At 65.2% G+C, this 12866-nt stretch carries 10 protein-coding genes; 6 read left to right on the forward strand and 4 right to left on the reverse strand.

The genetic code is table 11. The annotated features are described in order from the left end of the window. Positions 1-81: 81 nt before the first annotated feature. From AC522E_RS00630 to AC522E_RS00645, 4 genes are all read right to left on the reverse strand, one after another. Positions 82-2010: a potassium transporter Kup gene (locus tag AC522E_RS00630; protein ID WP_500748491.1), complete on the reverse strand. Its 1929-nt coding sequence runs from the start codon at positions 2008-2010 to the stop codon at positions 82-84. Positions 2011-2223: 213 nt separating this feature from the next. Next, a complete protein-coding gene (gene ispG / locus AC522E_RS00635; RefSeq protein WP_500748492.1) occupies positions 2224-3516 on the reverse strand; it encodes a flavodoxin-dependent (E)-4-hydroxy-3-methylbut-2-enyl-diphosphate synthase in 1293 nt (430 codons plus the stop codon). A 268-nt stretch (positions 3517-3784) separates the two neighbouring features. Continuing rightward, the gene (locus AC522E_RS00640; RefSeq protein ID WP_500748493.1) at positions 3785-4450 is read right to left on the reverse strand and encodes a class I SAM-dependent methyltransferase; all 666 of its coding nucleotides are present in this window, start codon (positions 4448-4450) and stop codon (positions 3785-3787) included. Further along, complete coding sequence (locus tag AC522E_RS00645) at positions 4447-5610, reverse strand: glycosyltransferase family 4 protein (protein ID WP_500748494.1); 1164 nt, start codon at positions 5608-5610, stop codon at positions 4447-4449. The genes AC522E_RS00640 and AC522E_RS00645 overlap by 4 nt, the downstream gene beginning before the upstream one ends. A gap of 207 nt (positions 5611-5817) precedes the next feature. Here AC522E_RS00645 and AC522E_RS00650 point away from each other — a divergent pair, with 207 nt between their 5' ends. The 6 genes from AC522E_RS00650 (at position 5818) to AC522E_RS00675 (ending at position 12866) form a co-directional block, all read left to right on the forward strand. Next, positions 5818-6984: a DNA topoisomerase IB gene (locus tag AC522E_RS00650; RefSeq protein WP_500750813.1), complete on the forward strand. Its 1167-nt coding sequence runs from the start codon at positions 5818-5820 to the stop codon at positions 6982-6984. A gap of 62 nt (positions 6985-7046) precedes the next feature. Beyond that, positions 7047-7889 carry an MBL fold metallo-hydrolase gene (locus AC522E_RS00655; protein WP_500748495.1) on the forward strand — a complete coding sequence of 281 codons (843 nt, stop codon included), beginning with the start codon at positions 7047-7049 and terminating at the stop codon, positions 7887-7889. Positions 7890-7973: 84 nt separating this feature from the next. After that, positions 7974-9410, forward strand: coding sequence for a cytochrome ubiquinol oxidase subunit I (locus AC522E_RS00660; protein WP_500748496.1), 1437 nt, complete (start codon positions 7974-7976; stop codon positions 9408-9410). Between the two features lie 9 nt (positions 9411-9419). Beyond that, a complete protein-coding gene (gene cydB, locus AC522E_RS00665) occupies positions 9420-10469 on the forward strand; it encodes a cytochrome d ubiquinol oxidase subunit II (RefSeq protein WP_500748497.1) in 1050 nt (349 codons plus the stop codon). 1 nt (position 10470) lies between these two features. Then, positions 10471-10602, forward strand: a complete 132-nt coding sequence (locus AC522E_RS00670; RefSeq protein ID WP_500748498.1) for a hypothetical protein — start codon at positions 10471-10473, stop codon at positions 10600-10602. A gap of 488 nt (positions 10603-11090) precedes the next feature. Then, on the forward strand, positions 11091-12866 hold the full coding sequence (locus tag AC522E_RS00675) for a type I secretion system permease/ATPase (RefSeq protein ID WP_500748499.1): 1776 nt from the start codon (positions 11091-11093) through the stop codon (positions 12864-12866).

Consider the following 12866-nt stretch of genomic DNA (forward strand, 5'->3'; position numbering starts at 1 on the left):
ACAGGGTCTCTGACAACAGGCCCTCAGCGCGCGGAAAGGTCGGCTTTCCACACGATGGGCCGCAAACGTGCGGCCGGTGCCCTAGACCGTCACCTGGGTGCCGACCTCGACCACGCGTCCCGTCGGGATCTGGAAGAAGTCGGTGGCATCGCTCGCCGATTTGGCAAGGCCGATGAACAGCTTATCCTGCCAGAGCGGCATGCCGGACTGGGCGGCGGGACGGATCGAGCGGCGTGAGAGGAAGAACGACGTCGCCATGATGTCGAACTTGAAGCCCTGCTTGCGCAGGATCGCAAGGCCGCGCGGAATGTTCGGAGTTTCCATATAGCCATAGGCGATCTGGACGCGCCAGAACGTGTCGCCCACATGCTCGATATGCACCCGGTCCTCGTCCTCGAGACGCGGCACGTCCTCGCTGCGCACCGTCAGGATCACGTTCTTCTCGTGCAGCACCTTGTTGTGCTTGAGATTGTGCAGCAGGGCGGCCGGTGCGGTATCCGGGTCGCTCGTAAGGAACACCGCCGTGCCCTTCACCCGATGCGGCGGGCTCTTCTCCAGCATCTTCACCAGTTCGAGGAGCGGCACGTCGATCTTGCGGGTCTTCTCGAAGAGGATGGTGGTGCCCTTCACCCAGGTCCACATGAGCGTCATGAGCGCGGCTGCGAGAATGACGGGGACATAGCCTCCCGTGAAGATCTTCAGCAGATTGGCGCCGAAGAAGGCGAGGTCGATGAAGAGGAAGGGCAGCATCACGGCGAGCGTCAGGGCCAGCGACCAGCGCCAGCCCTTCCAGATGACGAGGATTGCGAGGATCGCGTCCACCGCCATGGCGCCGAACACCGACACACCGTAGGCGTGGGAGAGATTGCTCGACGAGCCGAAGATCAGGACGAGCACGACCACGCCGACGAGCAGCAGCACATTCACGCGCGGCAGGTAGATCTGGCCCTGATGGGTCTCGGAGGTGAAGCGGATCTCGAGGCGGGGCAGGAGGCCCAGCTGCACCGCCTGGCGGGTCAGCGAGAAGGCTCCGGTGATCACCGCCTGGCTGGCGATGATGGTGGCAAGCGTCGCCAGGCCGATCATGGGCAGGAGCGCCCAGTCCGGCACCAGATGGAAGAGCGGCGATTCGGCAGTTTCGGGGTGGGCGAGGACCAGTGCTCCCTGGCCGAAATAGTTGATCACCAGCGCGGGAAAGATGAGGTACAGCCAGGCGCTGCGGATGGGCTTCGCGCCGAAATGGCCGAGATCGGCATAAAGGGCTTCCGCTCCCGTGACCGACAGGCAGACGGCCCCGAGGACGGCGAGCGACACGCTCGGATGGTTATGGAAGAACGTGAGCGCGTAGATCGGGTTCATGGCGTACATCACGGTCGGGTCGTCGGCGATGTGCATGAGCCCGGCAGCGGCCAGGGCGGCGAACCAGACGAGCATGATCGGGCCGAAGAAGGCGGCGACGCGCCCTGTTCCCCGGCTCTGGACCATGAAAAGCGCGACCAGGATCGCCAGCGTGATCGGCACGACGTAGGGGTCGAGCTCCGGGGTTGCGAGCTTCAATCCCTCGACCGCGGACAAGACCGAGATGGCCGGCGTGAGGACCGCGTCGCCGTAGAACAGGCCGGCGCCGGCGATGCCGAGCATGAGGACGATGCCGCGCCGTTTGCCGAGGGCGCGCTGGGTCAAGGCCACGAGGGTCAGGGTCCCGCCCTCGCCCCGGTTGTCGGCGCGAAGCAGGATGAACACGTACTTCGCCGTAACGACGAGCATGAGCGACCAGAGGATCAGGGACAGGACCCCCAGGATGATGTCCCGGGTCAACGGCCCGCCCGCCGCCGCGGCAGCGACGGATTCCTTGAACGCATAGAGAGGGCTCGTGCCGATATCGCCGAACACGACGCCAATGGCTCCCAGCATAAGCGTCCAGAAGCTTGCGCGGGGATGTGATTCGGGTAGGGAGGCCTCCGGGGCCGCGGAATCGGCGTGCCCAGGGGCGACAGCGTGCTGTACCATATGAATGTTCTTTGCGGATGTGCCCGCGGACGGCCCTCTGTGAACTTTCCTGACGACTGAAGAAGGGCGGCCCTCCTTATCGAATGCGGCGGCCGTCCGTGCCGACGCGGCGGGCTCTCTAGCACGTCGCGCCAAAGCGTAAAACGGAATTTGAGCTACGGTTCCATTCCGGCCTGGCGGGCGCCGTTGAACGTCCTGATTTCCGTCAGCCGGTCAGGAGCCGTAATTCCGTTCGATATAGTCGAGAACGATGCGCTGGAAATCCTGGGCGAGGGTGGGGCCACGCAGGGTCATGGCCTTGCGGCCGTCGATGAAGACAGGGGCTGCCGGCTGCTCCCCCGTTCCGGGCAGGGAGATGCCGATATTGGCATGTTTCGACTCGCCCGGGCCGTTCACGATACAGCCCATGACGGCGACGTTCAGGTTCTCGACGCCGGCATATTGCCGGCGCCATTCCGGCATGGACGTCGAAATCCAGTTCTGGATGTCCCGTGCGAGCTCCTGGAAAACCGAGGACGTCGTGCGCCCGCAGCCAGGGCAGGCGGCGACGAGGGGGACGAAGGTCCGGAATCCCATGGTCTGGAGCAGCTCCTGGGCGGTCTTGACCTCGAGGGTGCGGTCGCCCCCGGGCTCCGGGGTCAGGGAGAAGCGGATCGTGTCGCCGATGCCCTCCTGGAGGAGGATGCCGATCGCCGCCGAGGAGGCGACGATCCCCTTCGTCCCCATGCCGGCCTCGGTCAGCCCGAGATGGATCGCATAGTCGGACCGGCGCGCAAGGTCCTGGTAGACGGCGATCAGGTCCTGCACCGCCGAGACCTTGGCGGACAGGATGATCCGGTCCCGCCCCAGGCCGATCTCCTCGGCGCGGGCGGCAGAGAGGAGTGCCGACTGGATCATGGCCTCCCGGGTCACCCAGCGCATGTCGCGGGGGGCGGCGGAGGCGGCGTTCTCGTTCATCAGATGGGTCAGGAGCTCCTGGTCGAGGGATCCCCAGTTGGCGCCGATGCGCACCGCCTTGCCATAGCGGATCGCCATCTCGATGATGGCCCCGAACTGGCGGTCCTTCTTTTCCCGGAAGCCGACATTGCCAGGATTGATCCGATACTTGTCGAGAGCCTCGGCGCAGCCGGGATGGTCGGCGAGCAGCTGATGGCCGATATAGTGGAAATCGCCCACCAGCGGCACGGTTATGCCCAGCCGGTCGAGCCGTTCGCGGATGCGGGGAACCGCCGCGGCAGCTTCGTCGCGGTCGACCGTGATGCGGACCAGCTCCGATCCCGCCCGCGCCAGCGCCGCCACCTGGGCGACGGTGGCGTCCGCATCCGCCGTGTCGGTATTCGTCATGGACTGCACGACGATGGGAGCGCCGCCACCGACCATTACGGACCCGACCCGGACCCCGACCGTGCGATGGCGGGGAGCAGGTTCGGCCAGGCCCTCAGGAAGAAGACGGGAGCCGGACGAATCGGAAGACTTGAATTCGGAGGACTTGGAAATGGCAGTCATCGGTCATCCTGAACGGCGGTGTTCGGGCCGCCGCCGTTAGCTGAGGCCTAATCGTGCCTCCGTCAAGCGTAGCCTGGGCGACATCCCGGCAGTGGACAGCGGCCCATGGTCTCCAGAACCGTCGCGCGGGGGGGAAACCCAAAGCCCCGCAAAGCGGTGACGGCCCTGCCCGGTTGTGCGGGTGATACTGCTACACTTCCATAGGGTGTCTGTCATGTTTCGGTGACACGACAGTGACGGGCGCCTTCCGGGATGGAGCCGGAACCCCTTACCTCTCGATGCGCGAGCCCGGCCGGAAACGCCAGACGCTGGTCTTCTTGATCTCGGAATCTTCCAGGGTGCGGGTGACCGGCACCTCGTATTCGGCGAGCCGCTCGAGCCTGTCGGTCGGAAGATAGCTGCGCCCGGGATCGCCGATGAGGACGGTTGCGCCGCGTTCGTTCAAGGCAAAGAGCCAGTCCGTCACCCGCTGGGCGAGATCCCGCTCGTAGCAGATGTCCCCGGCGAGCACCGCGTCCCAGCCGTGATCCTGCCCGACGATGTCGGCCTGGATGGCATCGAGATCGACCCGGTTCGCCTCGGCGTTGAGCCGGATGGCCGCGATGGCGAAATCGTCGATGTCGCAGGCTTCCACCTGCGCCGCGCCCGCTTTCCTGGCCGCAATGGCGACGAGGCCCGAACCGGAGGCGAAATCCAGCACCCGCCTGCCGTGCACGATGGCGGGATGGTCGAGGATGTAGCGGGCCAGGGCCTGCCCGCCGGCCCAGGCAAAGGCCCAGAAAGGTGGCGGGAGGCCGATGGCGCCGAGTTCCTCCTCCGTCTTCTGCCACAGGGCCGTCGCCTCGTCGGCCACGTGCAGGGAGATTTCCGGAGCATGCGGCACGGGCCGCAGCCGGGTCTCCGCGCGAATGAAGGCGGAGCGATCCGCGATCACGGCGCGAGGACCGTGCTGTAGAGTCGCTTCACCGCATCCATGACCTGCCTCTCGGTGAAGCCGTCGGAGACGCGGGCGCGGGCCGCTTCGCCCATGCGGGCCACGAGGTCCGGCTGCTGGCTCAACGAGATCAGGGCCTCCGCGAGGCGTTCCGAATCGCCGGGCGGAACAATCCGTCCTTCAACCCCGTCCCTTACCAGGGTCCGGCATCCGGGGACGTCCGTCGTCACGATGGCGCGGCCGCAGGCGGCTGCCTCCAGAAGCGTGCGCGGCAAGCCCTCGCCGCCCCGCGACGGCAGGCAGGCCACGTGATGGGCACGCCACACGCTCGCCACATCCCGTGTCGGCCCGTGCCAGGCGATGCCCGGCTCCGCGCTCCAGGCCTTCAGCGTCGCCTCCGGTATCGCCTTCGGGTTGGAAGGATCCGGCGCGCCATAGAGCGAGAGTTCGACCGCGGCGCCACGAGCGCGAGCCTTCTTGACGGCCTCCACGGCGAGATCGACGCCCTTCGACCAGAGCATGCGGGCGACGACGGCGACCTTCAGCGGCGGCTGTGGAGGGAGGGGCTCCGGGCGCAGGGCATCCGGATCGATGCCGGCCCCGCCGACAATGGTGACCCGGGGGTCCGACGGGTCGAGGCCCAGGAGCCTGGGATCGTCGGTATTCTCGAAGAGATAACGGGTCCCGGGGGTCTGCAGACCACGCACGAGAAGCCTCACCGCTCTCTGGGCGACACGCCCGATCCTGTCGGTTCTCGCGCCGAGGAAGCCGAGCCCTGTCAGGGCATAGACCCGGTTTTCGATTCCGGCCATGGCGGCCGCGGTGCCGCCGACGAGAATGCCGCGAAGCGCAATGCAATGGACAAGGTCGGCCTTCTCCGCCTTGAGGATGGCGGCGAGCTGTCCCGCCGCGTAACCGGCCGTCATCGGGTTGAGGCTCCGGCGCTCGGCATCGAGAGGAACGACCCGGGCGCCCTCGGCCTCGATGGCCTCGCGGTGCGCCCGGACGCGCGTCACGACCGTCACCGCAAGCCCGAGCTCTTTCGCAGCGCGGAGCATGGGGAGGAAATGGGATACGAAGAACCAGTCCTCGGTGACGACGAAGACCAGCTTTCGTCCGTCGAGGAGCGGCAAGGGACAAGGGGCAGAGGGGTGGGACACGGCCATTCCGGAATACGATGGGCCCTTCTAGTGCATTTCGCAGGCAAGGAAATCCCGCGGGCCCCAGAAAAAATCGCGGCTCGGCCGCCGGTTCCGTTTCCCGCCGCCTGCTGCGGACGCCGCTGCGACGTTGCGCGGGCGCCCGGGAGGGAACCGGACCCGACACGAGCCGGTTGACGCAGCGCCCTCGAACCCAGGCACGCCATGCTGCTCGATTCCGACGTCTCCAGCGACAATGTCGTCGATCCCCGCGATGCCGCGGAGACGGCAGGACTTCTTTACGTCTCCGACGAGGAGCCCGGCATTCGGCGCAAGAAGGCCGGCAAGGGATTCTCCTATGTGCGGCCGGACGGGGGAAAGGTGTCGGACAAGGCAACGCTCGCCCGCATCAGGTCGCTTGCCATTCCTCCTGCCTACACGGATGTGTGGATCTGTCCCAAGGCCAATGGTCACATCCAGGCGACGGGGCGTGATGCGCGCGGGCGCAAGCAATATCGCTATCATCCTGCCTTCCGCGACATTCGCGAGAGTACGAAATACGAGCACATGATCGACTTCGCGAAGGCCCTGCCTGAGATCCGCAAGTCGATTGACGCCCATATGGCCCTGCGGGGCCTGCCCCGCGAGAAGGTGCTTGCCACCGTCGTGCACCTGCTCGAGAACACACTGATCCGTGTCGGCAATTCCGACTATGCGAAGCAGAACAAGAGCTACGGCCTCACCACCCTGCGCGACCCGCATGTCAAGGTCGAAGGCGGCGAGCTGCGCTTCCAGTTCAAGGGCAAAAGCGGCAAGACCTGGCGCCTCAAGGTCAAGGACCGCCGCATCGCCAAGATCGTGAAGGCCTGCCAGGACCTGCCGGGGCAGCACCTGTTCCAATATCTGGACGAGACGGGCACCCAGCAAACCGTCACGTCGGCCGATGTGAACGCCTATCTCAAGGAAATCACCGGCAGCGACATCACGGCGAAGGATTTCAGGACGTGGGCGGGGACGGTGCTCGCGGCCCTCGCCCTGACTGAATTCGAGGAATTCGACAGCGAAGCCAAGGCGAAGAAGAACATCCGCGCAGCCATCGAAAAGGTCTCGGCTCGACTCGGGAACACGCCGGCGATCTGTCGCAAGTGCTATGTGCATCCGGAAGTGTTCACCTGCTATCTCGAGGGCGCGCTCCTGCTCGAGATCCGCGAGGAGGTGGAGGCCGAGCTGCGGGAAAACCTGCCCGACCTCAGGCCCGAGGAGGCGGCCGTTCTGTCGCTTCTGCAAAGCCGGCTGTCCGAGGAGGCATCCGCCCTGCGCACCGAACCGCCGCAGCCGGTGGGCAGGCGGCGCCAGGCACGCCCTGCCAGCCGGGGCGCAGAAGCGCGCGCCTGAGGGCGCGAACGTTTCGATCCCCGCCGCGTTAGGCTGTCGTCCTCGCCCGCCAGGAAAGCCCTATGCGTATCCATCATCTGAATTGCGGCTGCATGTGTCCCCTCGGTGGCAGGCTCATGGACGGAGTGAGCTCCGGGCTCGCCGCCCATCTCGTCTGCCATTGCCTTCTGGTCGAAACCGATCGCGGGTTGGTGCTCATCGATACCGGGTTCGGGACGCGGGACGTGGAGCGGCCCTATGAACGCCTGAGCCCGCTCTTCATTCACTTCAACCGAATTCAGTTCGAGCGCAGGCATACCGCGCTGGAGCAGGTCAAGGCGCACGGCTTCTCACCGCACGACGTGCGCCATATCGTTCTGACACATCTCGATTTCGATCATGCCGGCGGGCTCGAAGACTTTCCGCGTTCTCAGGTGCATGTGCTGCAATCGGAAGCGGAGGCTGCCGAACAACGCAGCGGCTTCATCGCCGGACGCCGCTACCGTCCGGAGCAATGGGATGCGGTGCGAAACTGGCGGTTCTACGAGCCCGGAGGAGAGCGCTGGTTCGGATTCGATGCCGTTCGGGATCTGGACGGCGTGCCGCCGGACATCCTCATGATCCCCTTGCGAGGCCACACTCTCGGACATGCCGGCATCGCCATCGCCACGCCGGAAGGATGGCTCCTGCACGCAGGAGATGCCTACTTCTACCGCCACGAGATGGATCCCGAGCCGTGCTGCACGCCCGGGCTTGCGGCCTATCAGCGGATGATGGAGGCCGATCGGCGGTCCCGCCTGCGCAACCAGGATCGCCTGCGAATGCTCGCCACGCGCAGGAGCGAGGCCGTGCGCATCTTCTGCAGTCACGATCCGGTCGAGTTCGAGGCTCTGTCGCGACTCAGCTCGGGTTGGCGACCTGTCTGACCCTCTTTGCCGCAGCCTGAACCCTGGATTTCTTCCCATTCCGCGCTAGTAAGGGGAGGGGAGACCGTTCGAGGGAGCGCGGCAATGGAACTCGACGCCTTGATGTTGTCCCGGATCCAGTTTGCTTTCACGATCTCCTTCCATATCATCTTCCCCGCCTTCACCATCGGCCTCGCCAGCTGGCTTGTCGCTCTCGAGTTCAACTGGCTGCGCACCGGCAGTCCCATCTACCGCAATCTGTTCCGGTTCTGGGTAAAGATCTTCGCGATCTCCTTCGGTCTCGGCGTCGTGTCGGGAATCGTCATGAGCTATCAGTTCGGCACCAACTGGTCCCGCTACTCGGAGTTCACCGGCAACGTTCTCGGTCCCGTCATCGCCTATGAGGTCATCACGGCATTCTTCCTGGAGGCTGCCTTCCTCGGGATCATGCTGTTCGGCTGGGAGAAAGTCGGCGACCGCCTGCACTTCTTCGCCACCTGCATGGTGGCGCTCGGGACCCTGATCTCCGCCTTCTGGATTCTTTCTGCCAATTCGTGGATGCAGACCCCCGCCGGTCATGCCATCGAAAACGGCAAGGCGGTGCCGGTCGATTGGTTTGCGATCGTCTTCAATCCGTCGTTCCCGCTGCGCTACGCGCATATGGTGATGGGGGCCTATCTCACCACTGCCTTCGCGGTGGCCGGCATGTCCGCCTGGATGCTGCTGCGCCATCCGCACGATGCGCCGGAGGCGAAGCTCATGGGGGCAAGGCGCTCCATGTCGATGGCCCTGTGGTTCGCTGCGATTTTCGTGCCGATTCAGATCGTCATCGGCGATCTGCACGGCCTCGGCGTCCTGAAATACCAGCCCACGAAGCTCGCCGCCATCGAAGGCAACTGGGAGCGCCAGGGCAACATGCCGCTTCGCCTCTTCGCGATTCCGGACGAGGTCGCGGAGACCAATCATTACGAGCTTGGGATCCCGAAGGTCGGAAGCTGGGTGTTGACCCATGCCTTCCACGGAGTCGTGCCCGGATTGAAGGATGTGCCGCCGGATGAGCGTCCGCCGGTCTGGCCCGTCTTCTTCTCCTTCCGCATCATGGTCGCCATCGGTTTCGCGATGCTGGCCGTCGGATGGTGGAGCCTCTATCTGCGCTGGAAGGGAACGCTCTTTTCGAACAGGTTCTTCCTGACCATCACGATGCTCATGACGCCGTCGGGCTTCGGTGCCGTGCTCTTCGGCTGGTTTACGGCGGAAATCGGCCGGCAGCCCTACGTGGTCTATGGGCTTCTCCGCACCGCAGATGCGGTCTCGCCCGTCACGACCGGCGCCGTGACGGCGTCCCTGATCGCCTTCATCGTCGTCTATTCCTTCATCTTCGGCTTCGGGTCCTATTACCTCGCGAAGCTGCTGCGCAGAGGCCCTGAACCAGTCGAGGGACTGGGCGAGGGCGATCTATCGAAGAAGGCGAAACGTCCTCTCTCGGTGCCTGACGAGCGCCTGGAAGGGCGGAGCAATCAGCGGCCGCAACCGGCAGGATAGGAGGCGTTCATGTTCGGGTTCGGCATGGAGTACGAAGGTCTCGCCTTCTGGTTGCCGCTGATCTGGGCGGCGCTCATCGCGGTGGCCGTTGCCATGTATGTCATCGCCGACGGTTTCGATCTCGGCATCGGCATCCTGTTCAAGAGTGCGAACAACGAGAACTGGCGCGACCGCATGATGATGTCGGTCGCACCGATCTGGGACGGCAACGAAACATGGCTCGTCCTCGGTGGCGGCGGCCTCTTCGCGGTCTTCCATCTCTCCTATGCGATCCTGATGCCGGCTCTCTACATTCCGATTTTCGTGATGCTGATCGCGCTGATCTTCCGGGGTGTCGCCTTCGAGTTCCGCTTCAAGGCGAACCGTTCGAAATTCCTTTGGGACAATGCCTTCCACTACGGATCGCTCGTGGCCACCTTCGCACAAGGCATGGTGCTCGGTGCCTTCGTCCAGGGCTTTTCCCACGACGGGCGCCAGTTCACTGGCGGGACGCTCGACTTCGTCACACCGTTCAGTGTCCTCACCGGCCTCGGGCTGATCTGCGGCTACGGTCTGCTCGGCGCCACCTGGTGCGTGATGAAGACCACGGGCGAACTCGAGATCTGGGCCCGGCGCATGGCCGTCCGCTTCCTGATCGCGACCGTCGCCGCCATGGTCCTGGTCTCGATCTGGGTCCCCTTCCTCGGCCGGCAGATCGAGACCCGATGGTTCTCCTGGCCGAATGTCGCCCTCCTGGCGCCGATCCCCCTGGTCACCGCCTACGCGGCCTATCAGCTCTACCGGGATCTTGAGATCGGGCGGCACATGCGGCCCTTCTTCCTGGCCATCGGGCTCTTTCTTCTTGGATATCTCGGGCTGGGGGTCAGCCTCTTTCCCTATATCGTGCCGCCGACGCTGACGGTCTGGCAGGCTGCCAATACAGTCAGCTCGCAGCTCTTCGCCCTCGTCGGGTTCGCGATCGTCATGCCGGTGATCTTCGCCTATACGGCCTATGCCTACTATGTCTTCCGCGGCAAGGTCGCCGAGGAAGCCCAGGGCGGGGGCTACGGGTATCACTAGAATGACCACCGGATCGTCCCGCCCTCCCGGCGGAACCTTGAAGCGCGTGGCCTGGTTCGGACTGATCTATCTTGCCAGCCTCGCGGCTTTTGCGGCCGCTGTGTACGGCCTGCGCGGGCTGGTCCCGCACTGAGGCGCGTGCTTCCGTTCCACCGGAGGATTCCCGCCAACGAGGGGCTCCCGGGATCCGTCGATTCGACGGGAGACGGCGCATTTTTCGCGTGCACAGCCGGAGATGCGACCACTTGCCGGCCCTGTGCAGGTGTCGTGAGCGACCGCTAAGCTACTGCGATTACATCGGAAATTACGCCTTTTCGGCTTACCGCGCAAAATCCAAAAAAGTGGCTTGCGCGCCTTTTCGTTGACATAATTACATGGAATAGGGTTACAAAAGGCTTGGCGTAAGGTAAACACCATGCCGGGGGCTTCCTCCTACGATGAACGCAGTCGCTCAAAAGCGCCGAACGAAGGTGCGCGCGAAGGTGTACATTATTTTAGCCCGCAACCGTCGCCATCGCGAGATGGCACCGCGCCCGGAACCGGAGATTTCCTTCGGTCCGGGAAAACCGCAACGCATAGGCGCGGTCCCGGCTTTTGCCGGTCCGCTTGATGGGACGACAGATGGCGCAGGCATCGAAAAGGCAACGGGAAGACAGCACAGAGGTCTATGACGCTCTGAAAGCATGCAGCCCTTCATTCATCGGCGTCGCCGTGTTCTCCGCGGTGGTCAATCTCCTGGCCCTCACGGGCTCTCTCTACATGCTCCAGCTCTACGATCGGGTTCTGTCGAGCCGGAGCATTCCGACCCTGATCGGCCTGTCGCTCATCGTCCTGGCCGCCTATGCCCTGTCCGGCGGCCTCGATATGCTGCGCGGCAAGATGCTGGCCCGGATCGGTGCCCGTTTCGACGAGCAGCTCTCCGCCCGCGTGTTCGACCTCGTGGCCCAGATGCCGCTGCGCGGCGCCAAGCAGACCGAAAGCCTGCAGCCCGTGCGCGATCTCGACCAGATCCGCGTCTTTCTCTCCAGCCTCGGCCCCACGGCCCTGTTCGACATGCCGTTCATGCCGATCTTCATCATCGGCTGCTTCATGATTCATCCCTGGATCGGCATCCTGTCGGTTTTCGGCGGCATCTGCATCGTCATCCTGACCCTCTACACCGACGCCAAGAGCAAGGCTCCGTCCTACGAGCTGACGAAGAGCTCCGCCGAGCGCCATGCCATGGCCGAAACCAGCCGCCGCAACGCCGAAGCCATCCGCGCGCTCGGCATGCTGGGCTTCCTGGCCAAGCGCTATGACGAGGTCCATTGCCGCCACGTCAACGACGGCCTGCGCGCCAGTGAGGCGTCCTCGGGCATCAGCGCCTTCGCCAAGGTCTTCCGCATGGTGCTTCAGTCAGCCATCCTGGGCCTCGGCGCCTATCTGGTCATCCAGGGCCAGATGTCGGGCGGCCTGATGATCGCCGGCTCGATCATGATGTCGCGCGCCCTCGCGCCGATCGAGATCGCCGTCGCGCACTGGAAGGGCTTCACCGCCGCACGCCAGGGCTATCGCCGCCTGCAGCACATCATGTCCCTGATCCCGCCGCAGTCGCAGCTCATGGACCTTCCCGCGCCCAAGGCCCACCTCGCGGTCGAGGAGGTGTATGTGGGAGCGCCTGGCGCGCCGCAGCCGATCGTGCAGGCCGTCTCCATGCAGCTCCAGGCCGGCCAGGGCCTCGGTCTCATCGGTGCCAGCGCCTCGGGCAAATCGACCCTGGCGCGCGCCCTTGTCGGGGTCTGGCCGAGCATGCGCGGGGAAATCCGCCTCGATGGCGCGGCCCTCGACCAGTGGGAGGCCGATGCGCTCGGACGCCATATCGGCTACCTGCCGCAGGATGTGGAGCTGTTCGACGGCACGGTCGCGGAGAACATCGCCCGCTTCCAGCCCGACGCGAAACCGGACGACATCATCTCTGCGGCGCAGATGGCCGGCGCGCATGACCTCATCCTCGGGCTGCCGGAGGGCTACAATACCCGGATCGGCGAGAGCGGGGCGTCGCTGTCGGGCGGCCAGCGCCAGCGTGTGGCCCTCGCCCGCGCGCTCTACGGCAATCCGTTCCTGGTCGTTCTGGACGAGCCCAATGCCAGCCTCGACGGCGCCGGCGACGACGCCCTCAACCGGGCGATCCTGTCGGTGCGCCAGCGCGGCGGCATCGTGATCGTCATCACCCATCGCCCGGCCGCTCTCGGCCAGGTCGATCAGGTCGCCATCATGGAAGAGGGGCGGATCCGGGCCATGGGCCCGCGGGACGAGGTCCTGCAATCCGTCATGAAACGCAACACGACGCCCGCACCCGCCGCCGCCACACGGCAACCGGCAGCTATGCCCACCGGCAACCTGCGAGAGGTTGGTTAA

It is taken from the genome of Microvirga sp. BF8 (assembly GCF_059888585.1).

Coding starts and splice junctions, on each gene's coding strand:
- AC522E_RS00630 (WP_500748491.1), bottom strand. CDS start 2,010: ATGGTACAGCACGCTGTCGCCCCTGGGCACGCCGATTCCGCGGCCCCG.
- ispG (WP_500748492.1), bottom strand. CDS start 3,516: ATGACTGCCATTTCCAAGTCCTCCGAATTCAAGTCTTCCGATTCGTCC.
- AC522E_RS00655 (WP_500748495.1), top strand. CDS start 7,047: ATGCGTATCCATCATCTGAATTGCGGCTGCATGTGTCCCCTCGGTGGC.
- AC522E_RS00660 (WP_500748496.1), top strand. CDS start 7,974: ATGGAACTCGACGCCTTGATGTTGTCCCGGATCCAGTTTGCTTTCACG.
- cydB (WP_500748497.1), top strand. CDS start 9,420: ATGTTCGGGTTCGGCATGGAGTACGAAGGTCTCGCCTTCTGGTTGCCG.
- AC522E_RS00670 (WP_500748498.1), top strand. CDS start 10,471: ATGACCACCGGATCGTCCCGCCCTCCCGGCGGAACCTTGAAGCGCGTG.
- AC522E_RS00675 (WP_500748499.1), top strand. CDS start 11,091: ATGGCGCAGGCATCGAAAAGGCAACGGGAAGACAGCACAGAGGTCTAT.